The sequence below is a fragment of the Shewanella maritima genome, from assembly GCF_043643735.1.
Taxonomy (GTDB): domain Bacteria; phylum Pseudomonadota; class Gammaproteobacteria; order Enterobacterales; family Shewanellaceae; genus Shewanella; species Shewanella maritima_A.
In genome coordinates this window covers 66843-87155 of sequence record NZ_JBHZSM010000009.1, presented here as the reverse complement: position 1 = coordinate 87155, position 20313 = coordinate 66843, and the positions used below count along the sequence as shown (strand labels likewise).

Annotated in this window: 18 protein-coding genes and 1 pseudogene; 14 read left to right on the top strand and 5 right to left on the bottom strand. The window is 40.4% G+C overall.

Annotation, left to right across the window (positions count from 1 at the left end; genetic code table 11):
• The first annotated feature begins 14 nt into the window (after positions 1 to 14).
• Entirely contained in the window at positions 15 to 482 is a 468-nt protein-coding gene (bfr, locus tag ACHUGF_RS11295; protein ID WP_394131239.1) for a bacterioferritin, read from the top strand.
• Positions 483 to 581: 99 nt separating this feature from the next.
• Here the strand turns inward: bfr and ACHUGF_RS11290 are convergent, their stop codons facing one another.
• Together ACHUGF_RS11290 and narQ are read right to left on the bottom strand one after the other, a co-directional pair.
• Positions 582 to 1211, bottom strand: a complete 630-nt coding sequence (locus ACHUGF_RS11290; protein WP_394131237.1) for a response regulator — start codon at positions 1209 to 1211, stop codon at positions 582 to 584.
• Positions 1204 to 2913 carry a nitrate/nitrite two-component system sensor histidine kinase NarQ gene (narQ, locus tag ACHUGF_RS11285; RefSeq protein WP_394131236.1) on the bottom strand — a complete coding sequence of 570 codons (1710 nt, stop codon included), beginning with the start codon at positions 2911 to 2913 and terminating at the stop codon, positions 1204 to 1206. Before narQ ends, ACHUGF_RS11290 begins: the two co-directional genes overlap by 8 nt.
• Positions 2914 to 3178: 265 nt before the next feature.
• Here narQ and nrfA point away from each other — a divergent pair, with 265 nt between their 5' ends.
• From nrfA to ACHUGF_RS11260, 5 genes and pseudogenes are all read left to right on the top strand, one after another.
• A complete protein-coding gene (nrfA, locus tag ACHUGF_RS11280) occupies positions 3179 to 4585 on the top strand; it encodes an ammonia-forming nitrite reductase cytochrome c552 subunit (protein WP_394131377.1) in 1407 nt (468 codons plus the stop codon).
• Positions 4586 to 5378: 793 nt separating this feature from the next.
• On the top strand, positions 5379 to 5717 hold the full coding sequence (locus ACHUGF_RS11275) for a P-II family nitrogen regulator (RefSeq protein WP_394131234.1): 339 nt from the start codon (positions 5379 to 5381) through the stop codon (positions 5715 to 5717).
• 10 nt (positions 5718 to 5727) lie between these two features.
• Positions 5728 to 6972, top strand: coding sequence for an ammonium transporter (locus ACHUGF_RS11270; protein ID WP_394131232.1), 1245 nt, complete (start codon positions 5728 to 5730; stop codon positions 6970 to 6972).
• Between the two features lie 158 nt (positions 6973 to 7130).
• Positions 7131 to 7421: pseudogene (locus tag ACHUGF_RS11265) on the top strand (hypothetical protein); the annotation flags it as partial.
• A 232-nt stretch (positions 7422 to 7653) separates the two neighbouring features.
• The gene (locus ACHUGF_RS11260; protein WP_394131231.1) at positions 7654 to 8895 is read left to right on the top strand and encodes a tetratricopeptide repeat protein; all 1242 of its coding nucleotides are present in this window, start codon (positions 7654 to 7656) and stop codon (positions 8893 to 8895) included.
• Between the two features lie 67 nt (positions 8896 to 8962).
• Here ACHUGF_RS11260 and ACHUGF_RS11255 read toward each other — a convergent pair whose 3' ends face one another.
• A complete protein-coding gene (locus ACHUGF_RS11255) occupies positions 8963 to 9676 on the bottom strand; it encodes a substrate-binding periplasmic protein (RefSeq protein ID WP_394131229.1) in 714 nt (237 codons plus the stop codon).
• Positions 9677 to 10151: 475 nt separating this feature from the next.
• Here ACHUGF_RS11255 and aroG point away from each other — a divergent pair, with 475 nt between their 5' ends.
• Positions 10152 to 11207, top strand: a complete 1056-nt coding sequence (aroG, locus tag ACHUGF_RS11250) for a 3-deoxy-7-phosphoheptulonate synthase AroG (RefSeq protein ID WP_394131227.1) — start codon at positions 10152 to 10154, stop codon at positions 11205 to 11207.
• 119 nt (positions 11208 to 11326) lie between these two features.
• Here aroG and ACHUGF_RS11245 read toward each other — a convergent pair whose 3' ends face one another.
• Positions 11327 to 11497, bottom strand: a complete 171-nt coding sequence (locus ACHUGF_RS11245; protein WP_394131225.1) for a hypothetical protein — start codon at positions 11495 to 11497, stop codon at positions 11327 to 11329.
• A 338-nt stretch (positions 11498 to 11835) separates the two neighbouring features.
• On the opposite strand from ACHUGF_RS11245, the gene ACHUGF_RS11240 reads away from it, so the two are divergent.
• Positions 11836 to 13638, top strand: coding sequence for an ABCB family ABC transporter ATP-binding protein/permease (locus ACHUGF_RS11240; RefSeq protein WP_394131224.1), 1803 nt, complete (start codon positions 11836 to 11838; stop codon positions 13636 to 13638).
• Between the two features lie 225 nt (positions 13639 to 13863).
• The gene (locus ACHUGF_RS11235) at positions 13864 to 14115 is read left to right on the top strand and encodes a hypothetical protein (RefSeq protein ID WP_394131222.1); all 252 of its coding nucleotides are present in this window, start codon (positions 13864 to 13866) and stop codon (positions 14113 to 14115) included.
• A gap of 57 nt (positions 14116 to 14172) precedes the next feature.
• Here ACHUGF_RS11235 and ACHUGF_RS11230 read toward each other — a convergent pair whose 3' ends face one another.
• The gene (locus ACHUGF_RS11230; RefSeq protein ID WP_394131221.1) at positions 14173 to 14364 is read right to left on the bottom strand and encodes a hypothetical protein; all 192 of its coding nucleotides are present in this window, start codon (positions 14362 to 14364) and stop codon (positions 14173 to 14175) included.
• A gap of 387 nt (positions 14365 to 14751) precedes the next feature.
• On the opposite strand from ACHUGF_RS11230, the gene ACHUGF_RS11225 reads away from it, so the two are divergent.
• The 5 genes from ACHUGF_RS11225 to ACHUGF_RS11205 all read left to right on the top strand — a co-directional run bounded on the left by ACHUGF_RS11225 (position 14752) and on the right by ACHUGF_RS11205 (position 20282).
• Entirely contained in the window at positions 14752 to 15348 is a 597-nt protein-coding gene (locus ACHUGF_RS11225) for a DUF5610 domain-containing protein (RefSeq protein ID WP_394131220.1), read from the top strand.
• 43 nt (positions 15349 to 15391) lie between these two features.
• Entirely contained in the window at positions 15392 to 16141 is a 750-nt protein-coding gene (locus tag ACHUGF_RS11220; RefSeq protein WP_394131219.1) for a ferredoxin--NADP reductase, read from the top strand.
• A gap of 421 nt (positions 16142 to 16562) precedes the next feature.
• Positions 16563 to 17570: a Fe(3+) ABC transporter substrate-binding protein gene (locus tag ACHUGF_RS11215; protein WP_394131217.1), complete on the top strand. Its 1008-nt coding sequence runs from the start codon at positions 16563 to 16565 to the stop codon at positions 17568 to 17570.
• 55 nt (positions 17571 to 17625) lie between these two features.
• Positions 17626 to 19257, top strand: coding sequence for an ABC transporter permease (locus ACHUGF_RS11210; protein WP_394131215.1), 1632 nt, complete (start codon positions 17626 to 17628; stop codon positions 19255 to 19257).
• On the top strand, positions 19257 to 20282 hold the full coding sequence (locus ACHUGF_RS11205; RefSeq protein WP_394131213.1) for an ABC transporter ATP-binding protein: 1026 nt from the start codon (positions 19257 to 19259) through the stop codon (positions 20280 to 20282). The genes ACHUGF_RS11210 and ACHUGF_RS11205 overlap by 1 nt, the downstream gene beginning before the upstream one ends.
• The last annotated feature ends 31 nt before the right edge of the window (positions 20283 to 20313 follow it).

Below are 20313 nucleotides of genomic sequence, written 5' to 3'. Positions count from 1 at the left end.
AAAGGATTAATATTATGAAAGGTCATCCAGAGGTTATCGACGCGCTTAATGCTTTGCTTACAGGCGAGCTATCAGCTATGGACCAATATTTTGTACATGCTCACATGTACGAGGATTGGGGCTTAAACGAGCTATATACACGCATTTTACACGAGTCTGATGACGAGAAGGTGCATGCGGCTAAATTGGTACAACGTATCTTGTTCCTAGAAGGAACGCCTGATGTAGCAAGCCGTGAAGCATTGAACATCGGTAAAGACGTCAAAGAAATGCTGCAAAACGATTTGAATTACGAGTATCAAGTTGCTGATCACTTACGTAAAGTCATTGCACTTTGTGAAGTGAAGGGAGATTACCAAACACGTGAAATTCTTGAAGTGTTACTTGATGATACTGAGTCAGATCACATGTACTGGTTAGAGAAACAATTACGCTTGATTGAGCGTGTTGGTATTGAGAACTACTTACAGAAGCAAATGTAAGTACCATTGCTCAATAATTAAAAAAGCCTAACTTTCGTTAGGCTTTTTTATTGCAATAATCAGCGCTATTGAGTCTAACCAATTCACTTGAAATCGTTGTTAATGGTTTAAGTATCTCACCGCCATCTCTGTGCGAGACTTAGCATTGGCTTTGCGAAGCAGGTTTTTAACATGGACTTTTACCGTGCCTTCACTGATATGTAAGTCCTCAGAAATAACCCGATTGCTCTTACCTTCAGCAAGTTCTTTGAGAATTTGTAATTCGCGCGGGGTTAAGCTCTCTAACCATGCTTCATCTTCAGACGAATTTTTAAGTTCATACATGTAAGCTTCTACTTCATCGCTCACAACTCGATGACCTTGCATGGCATTTTTTAACTGCTCAAGTAATATATCTGGCTCAGTATCTTTGAGCAAGTAGCCGTCTGCTCCCGCTCTAAGTAGTCGAATGACATCTTGTTTAGCATCTGATACGGTCAAAATAACGATGCGTGAGGTAACGCCTTCTTGTCTCAAGGCATTGAGTGTATCTAAGCCCGACATCCCCTTCATATTCAAATCGAGTAACACAATATCGGGTTCATTCTGGCTCAATGCATTTAAAGCATCTAAACCTGTGCCTACTTCTCCAAATAAGCTGAAGTCAGCATCTGAAGAGATTAGTTCACAAATACCTCGACGAAGTAAAGGATGGTCGTCTACGACAAGTACAGAATAGGGTTTACCCATTTAATGGCTCCTGCTGAGGTGGAAATCGAAGGGTCACGCTTGTCCCTTTGTTAATATTACTACTAAATGTGACATCACCGTTAAGCTTATTTGCTCTTTCATGCATGATACCAATGCCAAAATGTTGATCACGTTCTTTAAGGTGTTCAATCCCTTTCCCGTCGTCAGAGACACTGATTTTAATCATATCATCATGCAGCTCACAGTTAATCTCAACGACAGTCGCACTAGCATGTTTAATTGCATTGAGTGTGGCTTCACGGGTAATTTGTAAAATATGAATATGCTGCTTAACGTCGAGTAAATGAGAGGCTAACTCAAAATTGAGCCTCAACTCGATTTTAGATTGACTTCTCAGCTGTTCTAACATGACTTCCATTGCATGTTTTAGATTAGGTTCTTTAATGGTTAACCTGAATGTTGATAGCAGTTCTCTTAATTGAATATAGGCTGTAGAAACACCCGTTTTAATTTCATTAAGCTGTTTCTCTACCTCAGTGCTTCTACATCCTTCTGGTAAGCTTTTATTGAGCAAACTGACTTGGATTTTCAAGAAAGATAAAAGTTGCCCTAATGAGTCGTGAAGTTCTCGAGCAATAACTGCACGCTCTTCCATCAATGCTAATTGTTGCCTCTGTTCAGTGGCATTATGGATGCTGATCGATCGTGAAAGCATCATCGCGAAATTATGAAATAACTGAGAGTTAGGTTTTTGGTCTGCAATGAGCTCTAAATAACCAATGTCATGATCACCCACTGATAACGGAAAGCTAAAGCTATCTTCGACATGTTGCGGCCAGCTACTTTCTGCTTCAATGATGTCATTGGTTTGATCATCATGACTGATGACTAACCTTAAGTATGCGAGTTGCTTAAATTGTTTTAAGTGATTCAAAGCCCCTTGAAGGCGTTTATAGTCTAATTGATCTTGATGCAGCATGACCAAATTATCGTATAGAAAATTAAGTTCGTTATTTGCTTGGGTGAGCGCTAATGTTTTTTCATTAACTTGCCCCTCAAGATCTTGGTAAAGAGCAGAAAGTTCAGAAGCGGTTTTTTTCAATGCATTTGATAAGGCTGTTAACTCAATGTAATCAGTTTTAGGCATTTCAACATCAAAATTACCTTTGGAAATCGTCTCAGCACTATCCATAAGTGATAACAAAGGTTTAACAACTCGCTTGCGCGTATAAGAAACGGCTACCGCTGCAATGATGAGCATGACGATTAAACCGGCGAACTGGCTCATAACCAGCCAGCGCAGCTTTAATGAGGCAAATAGCTCCATTTCTAATACTAACTTGTCGATTGTGTCGACAAAGTCTTTGAGGCTGTTCTCATAGTTTTGTAAGTCTTTTTCAACTATGTATGAACGCATATCTTGCCACTTGTTGATCACCAGTAAATATTGTTCTGAAAGCTGATCAGGTGAGTACCAGTTTAGGGATCTTTGAAGGGCAGGTGAGTGCAATGTAGTTTCAAATTTTGATATTTTTATTGCTGTTTCTTCAGGGTGTTGCTGAGCAAATAACAGTAAACGATAGCTCTGCATACGCAAAGAGCCCGAGGCATTAATTGCTTTAGCATCGCCGATACTGATAGACAAATTTATGATGGCATAAACCGCTAAACTTGAAGAAAGTAAAATGAAGGCTAGCATTAAGGCTAATATGGTTGAAGTAAGACTGCCGCGTTTGATCATTTGATGCCTTATACATGTTTTATTGCTGAGTGAGTGTACATAACATTTGGATTATTTCAGAGCTTTTTGTTTGGTAACAATTTTCATCTTTGGTAAATACTATTAGCAGTTTTATAGAAATGTGATTTACAACACGTTTACATATTGATCTGGCGCAAACTTCTACGTGTATACTCACTAAGAGGTATGTTTAAAAAAAGTTAAAATAGTTAGTTTTAAGCTTGATGGTCGTGATTTTAAATAACAAATAATGTTGCACGGAGAAATGGTGATGAAGATGAACGCGAAAAGGACTGCAGTCAGTGCGGTGATAGCGGCAAGCTTGATGGTTTCTGGCGCTTTCGCAAGCGACAAAACGGAGCCTCGCAACGAAGTGTATAAAGAACGCTTCGCGAATCAATATCAAACTTGGCATGATACAGCTGAAAGCAAAGAAATTGTGGATATGCTGGAAGAAGTGCCTGAGTTAGTGGTTTTATGGGCAGGTTATGGTTTTGCGAAAGATTATAATGCGCCACGTGGTCATATGTATGCCGTTACAGATGTCACTAACACATTACGTACTGGTGCACCTAAATCAGACACTGATGGCCCAATGCCAATGGCATGTTGGAGCTGTAAGAGTCCTGATGTACCACGTTTAATTGAAGACAAAGGTGAAAAAGGTTACTTCACAGGTAAGTGGGGCAAAGGTGGTCCAGAAGTAGTTAATACAATCGGTTGTGCTGATTGTCACGAAAAAGGTTCTGCTAAATTACGTATGTCTCGTCCATTTGCCGCTCGTGCAATGGAAGCTATCGGGACACCATTTGAAAAAGCTTCTCGTAAAGACAAGCAGTCAATGGTTTGTGCACAGTGTCACGTAGAATACTATTTCGAGAAAACGGCTGATAAGAAAGGCTTTGTGAAGTTCCCATGGGATATGGGTACCACTGTTGAGCAAATGGAAGTTTACTATGACAGCATGGAATTCGCAGACTGGACTCATGCAGTATCTAAAACACCAATGCTAAAAGCGCAGCATCCAGGTTATGAAACTTGGAAACTAGGTGTTCACGGTAAGAACAATGTAACTTGTACTGATTGCCATATGCCTAAAGTGGCTAAGCCAAGCGGTAAAGGTAAGTTCACGGACCATAAAGTGGGTAACCCATTTGATCGCTTCGAAGAAACTTGTAAGTCTTGCCACACTCAAAGCAAAGAGTTCTTGGTCGGTATTACAGAAGATCGTAAGCATAAAGTTGGTGAGCTAAAAGAACGTGCAGAATACCAATTAGTTCGCGCTCACTTTGAAGCTAAAGCAGCTTGGGATGCTGGTGCAACTGAAGCTGAAATGAAGCCAATTCTGAAAGATATCCGTCATTCACAATGGCGCTGGGATTATGCAACAGCCTCTCACGGTGTTGCAGCTCACGCGGCAGATGAAGCGCTTCGTATCTTAGGGACTTCTGTAGATAAAGCAGCAAATGCTCGCTTGAAGCTATCTCACCTACTAGCAGCGAAAGGTGTGAAGCAACCTATCGCACTTCCTGATATCTCTACTAAAGCGAAAGCTCAAGCTGCGCTTGGTATGGATATGAAGAAGATGAATGCTGATAAAGAAGACTTTAAGAAGAATGTCGTACCTAAATGGCAAGCTGAAGCTAAAAAGCGTGAAGCAACTTATAAGTAAGACACTCAATGAAATAATCACTTAATTGTGAAATCAAAAGCCCTCAGTTGAGGGCTTTTTTGTGTCTTGCCATTTATTGTTTGTCTTGCTTTCAACACTTCATCATGCAGTTCACATCTTTCTCATTCCGCTTTTACATCGTTTATCCATATCGCTGAATATGCTTTTCTTACTCCTTGATGTTATTGCCTTTGGTAGGCGGGGACAGCTCAATGGAAAGTATGAGTCTAAACGCTAATTTATGTGATGGATTAGGGCCTGTTGACCTTTCAAGATTATTTTTCAGCGACTTGTTGGAAATTTACACAAGGTAGCGGCTTTGATGTGTGGTTACTCCACATGATAAGTCGTTAAAGCAGTAGAAATGACAACAAGTGCTGCCTGTAAGGTTCGTTTAAAAGCACCGCGCTCTTAGCTAAGAGTCCAGATTGTTGTGAGCACTGTGGTCATAACCACAGGTTTAGATGACTAAGCGTCATGGCTCACACCTAGATTAAAGTCCTTTAATTCGAACAAATTCTCATCAGCAAAGATCAACATGCCCTAGTGTTTGGGCACCAAACTAGTGCATTTTGCCGAGTTTATCGCATTTAACTATTGTGTGAAAATTGTGCACCAAAATTGATCATCTTAATCATAGCTCTGCACGTTTAAAGTGCTTTTACATTCATGCAAATTTAATGATGAAAGGTAAAGTCTTTATATTTCAATAGTTAATATAATTGGCCTAATGATTGAATTGTAATTGGCAACATTAATAAAAATAGCCATTTTCAATTATTTGGAGGTCGAGATGAAACTCGTCAGCGCAATCATCAAGCCATTTAAGTTAGATGATGTCCGTGAAGCAATAGCAGGCATCGGCATTGAGGGGATGACAGTCACCGAAGTAAAAGGTTTCGGTCGTCAAAAAGGGCACACAGAGCTGTATCGTGGTGCAGAGTATCAGGTGGACTTTCTACCTAAAGTGAAGCTTGAGATTGCAACTAAGGCTGAAAATATCGATATGTTGCTAGAGGCAATTACCTCAGCTGCTCATACAGGTAAGATTGGTGATGGCAAAATTTTTGTCACTGACCTTGAACAAGCCATCCGTATCCGTACGGGTGAACTCGACAACGAAGCACTATAAGGGGGCAGTGATGGAAGAGTTATCAAAATTAGGGTTAACAGTTACTGAGTTAAGGTTTGCATTAGATACTTTCTATTTCCTTATTTCTGGTGTGTTAGTCATGTGGATGGCAGCCGGTTTTGCCATGTTAGAAGCAGGTTTAGTTCGCTCTAAAAATACCACTGAAATCTTAACTAAAAACGTGTGCTTATATTCGATTGCTTGTGTGATGTATTTACTTCTAGGTTATAACATCATGTATGTCGATAATGCTGAAGGCGGTATTATTCCGACAATTAGTTCATTAATTGGTACCCAAGCCGATGATGCCGATCACGCATTAGAATCAGACTTTTTCTTCCAAGTTGTGTTCGTTGCAACGGCTATGTCTATTGTTTCAGGTGCAGTAGCTGAGCGTATGAAGCTATGGGCCTTCTTAGCTTTTTCTGTAGTGTTAACGGGTGTGATTTACCCAATTTCAGGGTACTGGACATGGGGTGGAGGTTTCGTTGCTGAAGCAGGTTTTGTTGATTTTGCTGGTAGTGGCATTGTACACATGGCAGGCGCAGCAGCAGCTATCTCTGGTGTATTACTGTTAGGTGCTCGTAAAGGTAAATATGGTCCTAATGGCCAAGTAAACCCAATTCCTGGTTCTAACTTACCAATGGCAACGCTAGGTATGTTTATCTTGTGGATGGGCTGGTTCGGCTTCAATGGTGGTTCGCAGCTATTAGTATCCGATGCGGAAAATGCAACAGCTGTGGCTAAGATTTTTGTTAACACCAACTCAGCAGCAGCTTTTGGTGCAGTTTCAGCATTGATTGTATGCAAAATTGTTTGGGGTAAAGCTGATTTAACGATGATCTTAAATGGTGCTCTAGCGGGTCTAGTGGCTATTACAGCTGACCCACTATCTCCATCATTTGTGATGGCTGGTATTATTGGTGTCGTAGCGGGTGGTGTTGTTATCTTCTCTATCGTTAGTTTTGACCGCATTAAAATTGATGACCCTGTTGGTGCAATCTCAGTGCATGGTGTCGCGGGGTTCTTAGGCTTGATGTTGGTACCGCTATCAAATGCAGATGCTAGCTTCGGTGGTCAGATATTTGGTGCTGCCGTTATCTTTGCATGGGTATTCGCGGCATCACTAGTGGTGTGGTTGGTGCTAAAAGTAACAATCGGTATCCGTGTGAGTGAAGAAGAAGAATACTCAGGTATGGATGCATCTGATTGTGGTATTGATGCATACCCAGAATTTGTGAGCATTAAAGGTTAAGTTTCTCTTTTTAACTCATATGAAAGCAGAGCTTGATAGCTCTGCTTTTTTTTGTGCTAAATTATCATTTACGGAGAGAATTAAATCCAGTTTGATGCAATACATTAGGCAATGTTGGGAGGAGTATTATGGCGACTAAGTATTTACCGTTAATTCTGATGTTTGTAGGTGTGGCTATCGTCACAATGCCTGCACAGGCAGGGAAAGTGGTTGTGCGTAAATCCTCAGAGCCTTTTGATGCTTTTGCTGTACGCGATCAAGTACTGAGAGAGCATGCTTGGCAAGAAGCGTTACGCATGCAGCAACAAATTAATATTTTACAAGCGCTTCCAATTGGGTGTTTGCTGGTTGCCAGTCCCTACCGTTACTATCACTGCGGTGGACAATACTATCGCCCTTATACTCACGAGCAACAGCAGTTATTTATTCAAATAGACCCACCTCAGCAAACTGAACTTGAATCTAGCGAGCCTAAGAGTCAGCCACAGACTTTACCTGAATCTAAACCAATCAGCTCAAATCGCGCCATATCATCTCGATCTAACAATTAGTTAGTCGAAAAATAACGAGTACAAGAAATAGCGCAAAACATATCAGTGTACATTTCCTGCATGACGCTATTATTGCGATTTAAGGTGGGGATACTAAGCTTAAATCAGGCTTTCACAATGAGGGCGTGGTATGTTCAGCTACGATTTTCAATATTCTCAGTGCATTACAATCGATTACTTTAAACAAGGTCTGCAATTTTACCTGCGTTTACCTTCTGCTTTTTTGTTATTATTTTTATCGCTAATTGCACTAACTGGGTGTAGTTCGACAGATAATAAGTCAACTGTTGAAGTCGATCTGCAAAAACTGTTTATTGACTCTGCCTTTGAACCGCAACAAATCATCCCTCCAGAAGATGTGTTTAAGCTGAGTGCTGACTTTAAAAAAGTGGTGCAACGCGACTATCAAGCCGCTCTACGTAGTCATAAGAATGGTTTTTCAGCTAATAAATGGTTAGCAAATTATGTAGGGGCCCAAGATGGCGGATTTGAATATCGTGACCATTTAACTCGTCCAGCATATATCACCGAGCAATCACGACAAGGCAACTGTATGTCACTTGTAGTTTTGTCAGCAGCATTAGCTGATGAATTTGGTATTCCTGTTAAATTCCAGGACATTGAAGTTGAGCCCGTATGGGATAAGCGAGGTGGGTTCTACCTCGTTAACGGGCATGTGAATGTTAAAATGATGCCCCGTAATGAAATGAACACAGTGCTGTTTTCCAGTAATGAAATCGTAGTCGATTTTCTACCTGAACGGGCTATGCGTGCATTCAAGCAAAAAGTCGTTAGTCGTCAAACTCTGTTGGCTATGTACTACAACAATGTTGCTGCTGAATCATTAGTGGTGGGGGATTACCACCAAGCTTATGCTTTAGTTAAACAAGGCATTTTAATCGATCCTAGTTATACGCCCGGTATTAATACATTAGCGGTGATCTATCGTCACAATAATATGCCAGAGCAAGCTGAGTTGGTTTATCGTCAAGCATTAAATCAATCACCAGATGATTTATCAACGCTATTTAATTTAGCATTAATCCTTGGTGAGCAAGGGCGTTTAAAAGAATGGGCTGAAGTACATAAAGTGCTTGAACTTGCGCGAATTAATAACCCATTTTACTACTACGATATGGCACAACAGGCATATTTTGAACAGCAATATCAAGAGGCTTTAGTTTGGTACAAACGGGCGGTAGAGAAAGCCGATTATCGACATGAATTTTATTTTGGCTTATCACGAGCATACTGGGCAACGGGTGAGGAGCGTTTAGCGAAGAAAAACATGGTTAAAGCGTTGGATTTGACGCGTGATGACGAATCTAAACTTAGATATCAAACTAAACTCAATGCCATGAAGTCATACTAATTTGTGCCTAGGGTGTTCTTATAAATCGGTTGAATGTGTCGCAGTGCGGTAGGCTGGTTTGTTTGAACTACTCAATTTCTTTGTCGTTAGCCGTTGCATAATTAGCTTGTTGGATATGTTGATATCGTTCAAGAGGCTTTAATAAGGTAATAGCTTCATCGACTAATTGTGCAACTTGCTTATCATGGCAGGCAATATATCGAGGGGCTGGGGCAAATAAGTTGTTCTGTTCTACGACTTGTTTTGTGTCGATTAGGTTTACCAGCTGTTCACGGTAATATTTGAAAATCTTTTCCTCCATCACTATTGCATCTACATGACCATTAAATAGCATAACGACCTGACTTTTCTGATTGCTCAATTCATCATAGTTCGGATGCTGACTGACCATGTTTTCGAATTCACTACCTAAAAACTTTTTTGCGTTTTGAAATCCCAATAAAGAGTACCCTTTAAGATCTTCAATAGTACCGATTTGAAGTTGGCGACTTGCCAAATGAAATACACTGTTTTGGTAAGAAATTAAGCTTTGGGTCAGGTGCAAGCCTTTTGAATTAGCTGGCGCATTGATAATACAATCAACTTTTTTGTTTTTAACCAGTCTCAGCGCCCGCAGGTTCGGTGCGAAAATAATGTGTTGTAAATCAATTTGCTTTAATGATAAAGCGGAGAGTAATAAATCATATTGAATGCCGCTATTTTTATCGGCAAAGAAGAAAGGCTCAATACTATTACTTGTGGTAAAGCTAATTGAATCAATGGCCTTGGTTTCTGTAGGCAAGGGTTCATCCAATATATAGTTCGAAGCCTGCACAGAAGCAACTAGCATAAAAAATAGTATGCTAGTTGATATCTTGCTAGACAACGAAACTGTATACATGGAGCAAAATCCAAAAGAATGAATGAATAATGTAAGTATAACTGTTTCGAATGAAATAGCGTTAAAGTATATTTTAATAGAGAAAAATATATTTTATTTTAACTAAAGTCATTTTTATTCAGTTAGTTACTTGTTGATTTTGTTTTTGAATAATATTTGATTGCAACAGTCTTCTTTAATGGTTAAATTGATACCTTATGTTTTGCCATAAAGCCCTCAAATTCATAGAAGATAGGGAAGTTGCTAATGCAAACTTTGCATTAATCTATGTGTGTAGGTGAATTTTATACTGGTTTCAGAATAGTAATGAGTTGATTCAGTATGGCTTGCATAAAATACGATTTAATAGATGGTTTCGTAGTGATGGAGTAGTGAGATGTATTACCAAAATGATGATGTAAGAATTGATGAAATTAAAGAGTTACTACCTCCTGTGGCTATTTTGGAGCGATTTCCAGCTTCAGAAAACGCGTCTGAAACCGTTTTTAAGACCCGAGACAGTATTCATCGCATTCTCAACAAAAAAGATGACCGCTTGTTGGTCGTTATTGGCCCTTGCTCAATTCATGAAACTGAAGCTGCATTAGAGTATGGCAAGCGATTGAGAGAGCTTAGAGAGCAATACCAAGATAATTTAGAAATTGTTATGCGAGTTTATTTTGAAAAGCCAAGAACAACAGTCGGTTGGAAAGGGCTTATCAATGATCCATATATGGATAATAGTTTTAAGCTTAACGATGGCCTGCGAACGGCGCGTAAACTGCTGGTGGACTTGAATGAATCAGGTATGCCGACTGCTGGCGAGTTTTTAGATATGATTACTCCTCAGTATCTAGCCGACATGATGTGCTGGGGAGCGATTGGTGCACGTACAACTGAATCACAAGTACATAGAGAACTCGCTTCTGGTTTATCATGCCCAGTAGGGTTTAAAAATGGTACTGATGGTACGATTAAAGTGGCAATAGATGCCATTGGCGCAGCAAGTGCACCACACCACTTTCTTTCAGTAACCAAGTTTGGCCACTCGGCCATTGTCTCTACCAAAGGTAATGGCGATTGTCATATCATTTTGCGTGGTGGTAAACAGCCAAACTATAGTGCCGAAGATGTGAGTGAAATTACCGAACAACTCAGCAAAGCTGAATTACCTAACAATATTATGATTGACTTCAGTCATGCCAATAGCAACAAAGACTATCGTAAACAAATGCAAGTTGCTGAAGATGTCGCTGCGCAAATTTCGTCGGGTAATACAGCGATTTTTGGTGTAATGGTTGAAAGCCATTTGGTAGAAGGTCGCCAAGATTTAGTACACGGTAAAGAGCTATGTTATGGGCAAAGCATTACTGATGCATGTATTGGTTGGCAGGAAACTGAAAAGCTATTAGCAACCTTGAATGGAGCTGTAGCGAAGCGAAAAAGCCTATAAAGCGCAAAGTACTCTACATAGCTTTGGTTTTTATAGGTTAGTACTTGGCAGTACTGTCGCTAAAAAAACGAAGGTTGAAATGACGTTGTAAACGAAAAAAGGCGCGATGAGCGCCTTTTTTATGATTGTTGCGCCAAGTATTCGTTTGCTTTAGCCAAACTACCAAACGCGGAGATTAAATTATTGCGACCTTTGTCTTGTAACTCAGGGTTACCAGACTCAATCATCATCCATACCCATGTTTGAATTAATTGTTTTGGTGGGTACTGCACCTTTGTCGTGTCCAACATAAAGCTTCCTAAGAAAATGAAGTGTTGACGATGAAATTTCTATCGTCAGGTTAATACGGTTGCAGAGTATCAAATTCTTTATATAGAAATAACTCTATTTCAGTATAAAACCAGCACTTGTATCAAAAATTTACCATAAATAATTATTTAGTATTATACACTCAGGTATTTTGTAAGTCTAAAGTCGTATTAACTAATACTATTTAACGTATATCGTGTCGAAAAATTGCGATATAAACACAGTGATATGTTAACTAAGTGTTTTATAATGGTTTTGGCGTATTAATACTAAAACAATGGTAATTTTAGTTTGATGATATGTGCCTCAAGGAGAATAGATGAGACCATCGGCGTATTTTGATGGCCCTGTAGGTAAACTCAATTGGAAAGTGTTAAGCCTGTTATGGCCATACCTGATTGAGTTTAAGGCTAGAGTTACGCTAGCAATGTTATGTTTAATCATTGCTAAAATAGCCAGTGTGGGTTTGCCATTTATTCTCAAAGACATTGTCGATTCATTAGATGGAGCCAAACTCCAGCTTATAGCTGTTCCCCTCGGTCTAGTCATTGCCTATGGCGCAGTCCGCTTCTTGAATGTCATTATTGGTGAGATAAGAGATACCTTATTCGGTCGTGTGACTGAGCGTGCAATGCGACGCTTGGGATTGGCTGTTTTTGAACACTTGCATCGACTAGACCTAGATTACCACCTCGATCGTAGAACCGGTGGGTTATCACGAGATATTGAGCGTGGTACTAGTGGTGTCAGCTTTTTAATGCGATTTATGGTGTTTAATATTGTGCCGACTTTGCTTGAAATTGCCTTTGTTGTGGTGATCTTTCTTTATCAATACGGCTGGATGTATGCGGGTGTAACCAGCCTTGCAGTGGTTGCCTACATTGGTTTTTCCGTTGTAGCCACTGAATGGCGCACTAAATATGTGAGAGAAGCAGCGACTGCAGACTCTCTTGCTAATACTCGCAGCGTTGACAGTCTTTTGAATTATGAGACGGTGAAATATTTCAATAACGAACAGTTTGAAGCTGATAGATACGATCAAGCCTTGTCGCAATGGGAGCAAGCTAAACGAAACAACCGTTTGTCACTATTAGTGTTAAACAGTGGTCAAGCACTTATTATTGCTGTTGCTATGACTTGGATGATGGCAATGGCCATGTATGAAGTTGCCGCCCAAACTATGACCATTGGTGACTTTGTATTGATTAACGCCTTTATGATGCAGTTGTTTATGCCGTTAAATTTTTTAGGTTTCGTTTACCGAGAAATTCGCGGCGCATTGGCCAACATTGAACGCATGTTTAATATTTTAGATAAACACCCTAAGGTGGTGAATCAACCGCAAGCAAGTGACAAAGAGGTATCAAGGGGGAGTATCGCATTCGAGAAAGTGAGTTTTCAATATGACGACAGGCCAATTCTAAAGCAGGTAACCTTTGATATTGAAGCGGGTAAAAAGGTCGCTGTTGTGGGGGGGAGTGGGGCAGGTAAATCAACCATTATTAAACTGCTATTTCGCTTTTACGATGCTGATGCTGGCCGTATTACTATTGATGGTAAAGATATCAACTCATTTAGTTTGGATTCATTGAGAAGATCAATTGCGATAGTGCCACAAGACACTGTGCTATTTAACAACTCAATTTATGAAAATATTCGCTATGGTTGTCCACAAGCCACTACTGAGCAAGTTGAGCAAGCGGCGAAAGTAGCACATCTAATGGACTTCATTGAATCTCTACCAAATCAATGGCAAACCAAAGTTGGGGAACGCGGACTGAAACTGTCCGGTGGTGAAAAACAAAGGGTGTCGATAGCTCGAGCCGTGCTTAAAGGAGCACCCATTTTGGTTTTTGATGAAGCAACGTCATCATTGGACAGCCGATCAGAACAAGCTATTTTATCAGCACTGGCTGATGCAGCTCGCGGTCACACCAGTCTGGTAGTGGCACATCGCTTATCGACAATCATTGATGCTGATACGATTGTGGTGTTAAACAAGGGAGAAATTGTTGAGAAAGGCACCCATGGAGAGTTACTGAATCAACAAGGCCTATACGCTAAGCTGTGGCGTATTCAAAATGAGCAAAAGCGGCAAGAACTTCATTCAGATGAAAGTTAACCTTTAGTTGGCCTATCTGAGTTTGGGTGGGAAAGCATTAAAAGAAACTTAAATTAGCGTTGGTATTTTTGAAAATATTCAATATGATAGCGAAATAAGTGATACTCACCCAACTATTTAACATCTCATTTCGCTTATTGGTTTACTTTGGGTATAATTAATTTAGTTGTTGGGAATTAACCTAGTTTGGGTTCAAGCTAACCTATTATTCGTTGGAGGTATATAGTGCAAAATATTGCTTTAACAGCCGCATTGGAAGGCACTCAGCATGAAGCTAAAACCGACTGGTTTGCAATTAAGGCAATGCTCGAATCTAAGGATATGTCAGCGGACGATATTCGTATTGTCTACAATGAATTGTGTGCAGGATTGATTGTTACAACTCGTGGGTTAACGCTTTCTAAAGTAGCTGCAACAGATAACCAAACTGAAGTCATTAAACCAACAGATGATACTGATGGGTTATTAATTAAGTAGCCTTTCCGTTAGCTAGGATTACTAACTAACACCTCTAAATTTGAGCCAAGCAAACCATTATTTTTTTTGCCAATAGGCACACACTATTTTAATCTGCTCACTCGCTCGAGTATCTGGTCTCAAACGTGTAATCTTACCTTTTTCAAAGCATACTTTTTCACCTTCAATTTCAGACATTCGATCGCAACTTTGGCAAGTTAGCCCCAAAACTTTAATGTCTGCTTCAAAATAGTCAGATTTAATCGCCAAGCTAGTGTCCTCTCAATATGCATAATGTGATCTAGATCAACAAAATATTCTACATTAGTTTGGAATATCAGCAACTGCTTTATAACGTATTACATGCCATTTATTTTCGCTTACCACTCAAAGGTATGGCTAGAAAAGCGCTCTGCAAAGCCAATGTCTTGCCATTTTAAACAAGCGCTCAATTAAGTATAGTTTAGTTTCTGCTAATTTAAAGACGGCTTTCTTCTATATCGCCAACCTGCTTGTAATTTAGAGTGAATATCATCCTGTTACATGGGGATTGTGCTATAAGAATAGTGATAGTTCGACTAGTCGTATCTTTAAAAACTTCATTTGTCACAATGATGGTCGATAACAAGTAAAAGCGTGAGAGTAAGAGGGGGTGTGATGAAAGTGACCCAATCAAATACAGCTCAACTTAATAGTGAGTTGCCCAAACCGGCGTCGGTGTTATCAAAAAGCGCCTCTGGTGATGGGGTCGAAGTGTTGACAATTAAACAAGCTGCCAAACGCCTGCAGCATGGCAGTATTGCTGCAGCGCAAGAGCTGGTAAGTCTCACTTCGGGTGAAGAATCATCCATGGCACTACTTTATAAAGCTGCTGTTGAAGCGATCAATGAAGCTTTGGCTCCAAAGTTAGGTGAAAACAGTATTCAAAATACACTTAGCTCATCCGTTGATTACTCACCATTAGCCACCGCAGAGCGCATTGTTGGTTTTGCCACGCAATTTTTGAGTTTACATCAGCAGCAAAATGAAGCGCTTGGTTACACCGAGCAGGTAGATAGCTTTATGGTCAAAATCACTGATGCGATTGAACAAGGGTTCACCGAGGCAACGGGCATTCTCTCTGGTTTGAGCGTGTTGGAAGGTGATATTGAGCAAGGCGTATCAGAAACTTATCAGCATGTTCAATCAGGTTTAGCGCAATTTAAACAGCAATCGTTAAGTGTTGCCTTTGCAAATACTGACGAGCCGTCATAACCATGTTAGCTTACTAATTGAACTATTAATCAAGGAGCCTGCTATGTGGACAACCGGAAAAGTAATTGAAAAAATTAACTGGAACGCCAAGTTATTTTCGTTACGTATCCAAGTCGATATTGGTCCTTATCTAGCTGGTCAGTTTATTAAGCTCAGTCAAATTCAAAACGATAAACGTGTTGCGCGCGCCTATTCTATTGTGAATGCGCCAGGAGATGATTTTATTGAAGTCCTTGCTGTAGAAGTAGAGCAAGGTCAACTTTCACCTAACCTTCATCAATTACATATCGGCGACACCATTGAAGTTTCGACCAAAGCTTCAGGTTTTATGACTTTAGAAGAAATACCACACGGGCCATTACACGGAGACCACCTATGGCTGCTTGCTACCGGAACTGCTGTGGGGCCGTTCATTTCTATGCTACATACCGCTGAACCTTGGCAGCGATTTAGTAAAGTGGTGTTGGTTTACGGAGTCAGGTTATCCTCAGATTTAGCCTACCTTGATGATATTAAATCTTTTGAGCAGAAGTTTGGCGATCAATTTATTTTTATTCCTTGTGTGACCCGTGAACCCATCGATGATGGCTTAAGTTGTCGAATTCCTGATGGTTTGAAAAATGGCACTATTGAGCAGTTTGCCAAACTTGATATCAATGCCGAGGATTCACAAGTGATGATCTGCGGTAACCCTGGCATGATTACTGGCGCTCAGAATGAGTTACATGACAAAGGCTTGGTTAAGAATCTACGACGCACACCTGGGCAAATTACTGTTGAAAAATATTGGTAAGAAGCAATCTAGAGTATCAGTAAGCTACAATCTCGAGGGTAAGTAGCTTGAGTGTAAGTAGCTCGAGTGTCAGTCGGTCACAATTTCGAGTAGTAGTAACTCGAGTGTCAGTCGGTCACATTATCTAGAGTTGGTAGCTCGAGTATCAGTAGGTCACAATTTCGAGTATTAGTAGCTCGAGTGTCAGTCGGTCACAATATCTAGAGTTGGTAACTCGAGTTTCAGTAGATCACAATCTCGAGTGTTAGTTCACAATCTTGCTGTTTATTACTTGCTCATCCACATAGAATCCATTAATCTACACGCTATTGATAATTGTTATCGTTATCAGTTACCTTGGTATTAACTTTGTTATTAACCTATTACAGTAATTGAACGAGCAATTGCTATTAAGCGAAGTAGTATTGATGGAGAAATACACATGAAATTGTTGAAAAGTATTGCCATTCTTGGTCTTGCTAGTGCAGCTGGCCTAGTGAATGCAGCAGAGTCATTGACGGTTTATTCCTACCGCCAGGCTTTTTTAGTTGACCCCATTCTTGAAAAGTTTACGGCTGACACTGGCGTTAAAGTTAATGTTGTATTTGCCAAAAATGGTATTGCTGAGCGTATTGCTCGTGAAGGTCGATTGTCACCTGCAGACGTGGTACTGACTTCAGATTTCTCTCGTTTAATGGAATTGGTTGATAAAGATTTAGTTGTCCCAGTTGAAAGTGATGTCATTAATAGCAATATCCCTGAACAATATCGTTCCCCAGAAAGTGATTGGTATGCGCTGACTCAGCGTGTGCGTAACGTATACTCTTCAAAAGAACGTACAGGTAAGTTAGACATTAATTATGAAGATCTCGCCAATAAAGAATATAAAGGTAAGATTTGTACGCGTAGTGGTAAGCATCCTTATAACATCGCACTAGTGGCTTCTATGATTGCTCATCATGGTGAAGCTGAAGCTAAAACTTGGTTAGAGGGCTTTAAAGCTAACTTAGCGAGAAAACCTCAAGGTAATGACCGTGCACAAGTTCGTGCTGTAAAAGAAGGTTTATGTGACATAGCCATTGGTAACAGTTACTACTTCGGTAAAATGTTGGCTGATCCTAACCAGAAAAGCTGGGCAGACGCAGTATACTTAAACTTCCCTAACCAAGATAACCGTGGCTCTCACGTTAATGTGTCGGGTATGGCACTCGCTAAATACTCTCCAAATCGTGAAAATGCAGTGAAATTGATGGAGTTCTTAACTTCTGATGAAGCTCAGAAAGCGTATGCAGAAGTGAATATGGAATACCCGGTCAATCCAAGTGTTGCACCGTCTGAACTTGTTGCATCATGGGGCGAATTTAAATCAGATAGCTTGCCTATTCATAAATTAGCCGAATATAATCAAGCCGCGATTAAAATGCTTGATGAAGTAAGATTCGATTTATAATCATTTATCACTTTGACAGTGAAGTTAGGGTGCTAAATTAACTGGATATAAGTGTATGATTTTTGGATTAACCAGAAGCTGGTCGCTTGCTGGTTATACGTTAGCGGCAATCATAGTATTGCCGCTAATTGCACTTTTAGTGCAAGCTGCAGTTCCCGATGAAGAAGTATTTGCGCATCTTTACGATACCGTACTTTCTACCTACATATACAACACTGTAGTACTGATGTTCTTTGTGTGCTTAGGTTCGTTAATCTTAGCTGTGCCTGCAGCATGGTTAATCGCACGCTGTGAATTTCCTGCTCGGAAACAATTCCAATGGTTACTACTGTTACCTCTCGCCATGCCTGCCTATATTGTGGCTTATGTGTATACCGACCTATTTGATTATGCAGGTATTGTGCAACGTACTTTAAGGCAGTGGTTTGAGTGGACTTCGCCTCATGATTACTATTTCCCTGAAGTGAGAAGCCTCGGCGGCGCTGCTATCATGTTAGCCTTGGTGCTATTTCCCTATATTTACCTGTTAGCAAGAACCGCTTTCATGGAGCAATCCTCAAGCTTGTTACACGCTTCGAGAGTGATGGGCTGTAGCCCATGGAGAAGTTTTTGGCGACTTGCCCTGCCTATGGCTCGCCCCGCTCTGGCAGTGGGTGTTGCACTCGTGGCAATGGAAACGGTGGCAGACTTTGCGACAGTAAGTTATTTTGCTGTGCCTACCTTAACAACGGCTGTTTATGATACTTGGCTCGGTTATGGCAGCTTAACGGCTGCGGCAAAATTATCGACAATTATGTTGTTGGTGATATTTGTGATGATTGGTGCTGAACGTTTCGCAAGACGCAAGCAAGAGCTATATCAAAAACAGGCATTATTGAGTGAATCTGATCGTTATCAGCTCTCATCTGTCCAGCGTTATCTAGCAGTAGGCTACTGTAGTGTATTACTGTTTTTCTCATTTATATTGCCGTTTGTTATCTTAGGCAGCTATGCATTTGATTACTTTGAAGAGTCTTGGAATGCACAGTTTATTGAATACAGTATTAATAGCTTGTATATCGCCGCGCTTGTGAGTTTTATCTGTGTAGTGCTTTCGTTGTTCATGATGTTTATCAAACGTATCAGCCCACGTAAAATGGATGCACTGCCATCTAGGGTAAGTAGCACAGGATATGCCATCCCAGGTACTGTGCTTGCTATCGGTGTACTCGTGCCGTTGACCTTTTTAGACTTTGCTATCAATGATGTTTATGACTATTTCGATCAACGAGGCCCAGGCCTGCTGTTAACAGGCAGTGTTTTTGCGTTGGTTTTTGCATTCTGTGTCCGATTTATTGCGATTTCCATTGGTAGTATTGAAAATAGCTACAAGCGTATTTCCCCTTCATTGGATATGGCGGGAATAACCATGGGGCAAAAGCCATGGCAAATAATGTGGCGAGTACATTTACCCTTATTGCGTAAAGGTATTTTTGCTGGCGCATTGTTGGTGTTCATTGAGAGTATGAAAGAGCTCCCTGCAGCATTACTGTTACGGCCGATTGGTTTTGAAAACCTTGCCACCTACGTTTTTCAGTTCGTGTCTGACGAACAGCTAGAGCAGGGGGCACTGTCAGCAATTGTGATTGTGTTGGTCGGATTAATTCCGTTGATTTACTTGAATCGCTCATTGGAGCAGAAAAACTAATGTCTACTTTATCCATTCAAAATGTGTCGAGTGCCTATGAAAGTCAGGTTATTTTAAATCAACTTGATTTAACGCTAGAGCAGGGTGAAATTGTTGCCTTGTTAGGCCCTAGTGGATGTGGCAAAACCACCTTATTAAGGGCTGTCGCTGGTCTGCAGCCAATTACGCATGGCTCGATTAGAATTAATGGCAACTTGCTTAATGATGACGGTATTTTTTTGCCAAGTGAGCAACGTGGCGTTGGTATGATTTTTCAGGATTATGCGCTATTTCCGCACATGACTGTGGCCCAGAATGTCTTGTTTGGCGTTAATGGACTATCAAAAGCGCAACGCCAAGCCAGATTAGAAGACATGTTAAGCTTGGTGAAACTTGATGGGTTAGGTGAACGCTACCCTCATGAACTGTCTGGCGGACAACAACAAAGGGTGTCTATTGCCCGTGCATTAGCTTATGAGCCTGAAATCTTGTTGTTAGACGAACCTTTTTCTAATATTGATTCTCAGGTCCGTGCAGAGATGATGTTGGAAATTCGTAGTATTCTAAAACAGCGCAATATCAGTGCCGTTTTTGTTACACACAGTAAAGATGAAGCGTTTGTATTTGCAGATAAACTGGCTTTATTTAAAGATGGCGGCATTGTTCAGCACGGTATTGCTGAAGAGCTATATTCTCAACCTAAAGATCGCTATGTGGCCGAATTTTTAGGTGCTGGTAACTACTTAACTGTGTCAGCGGTAGACGAACACACTGTCGATACTATTTTTGGTAAGCTTTCCTCAAGTGCAAGCTTACAATTTAAAGATAACTCGGGCACATTATTATTACGTCCAGAACAATTCGAATTACAGTTAAACCAAAGTGGCAATGGCGTGATTCAGGATAGACGCTTTTTAGGAACCATCTGTCATTATTGGGTGCAGGTTGAACAGCAAATATTAGAAGTAAAAAGTCAAATGTTAGATTTACAGCAAGGCGACAAGGTGCAGATAATGCCTCAAGTTGGACCTTTGATTATTTTTTAATAGCAAATGCTAACAATTGTGAATTGGCTAC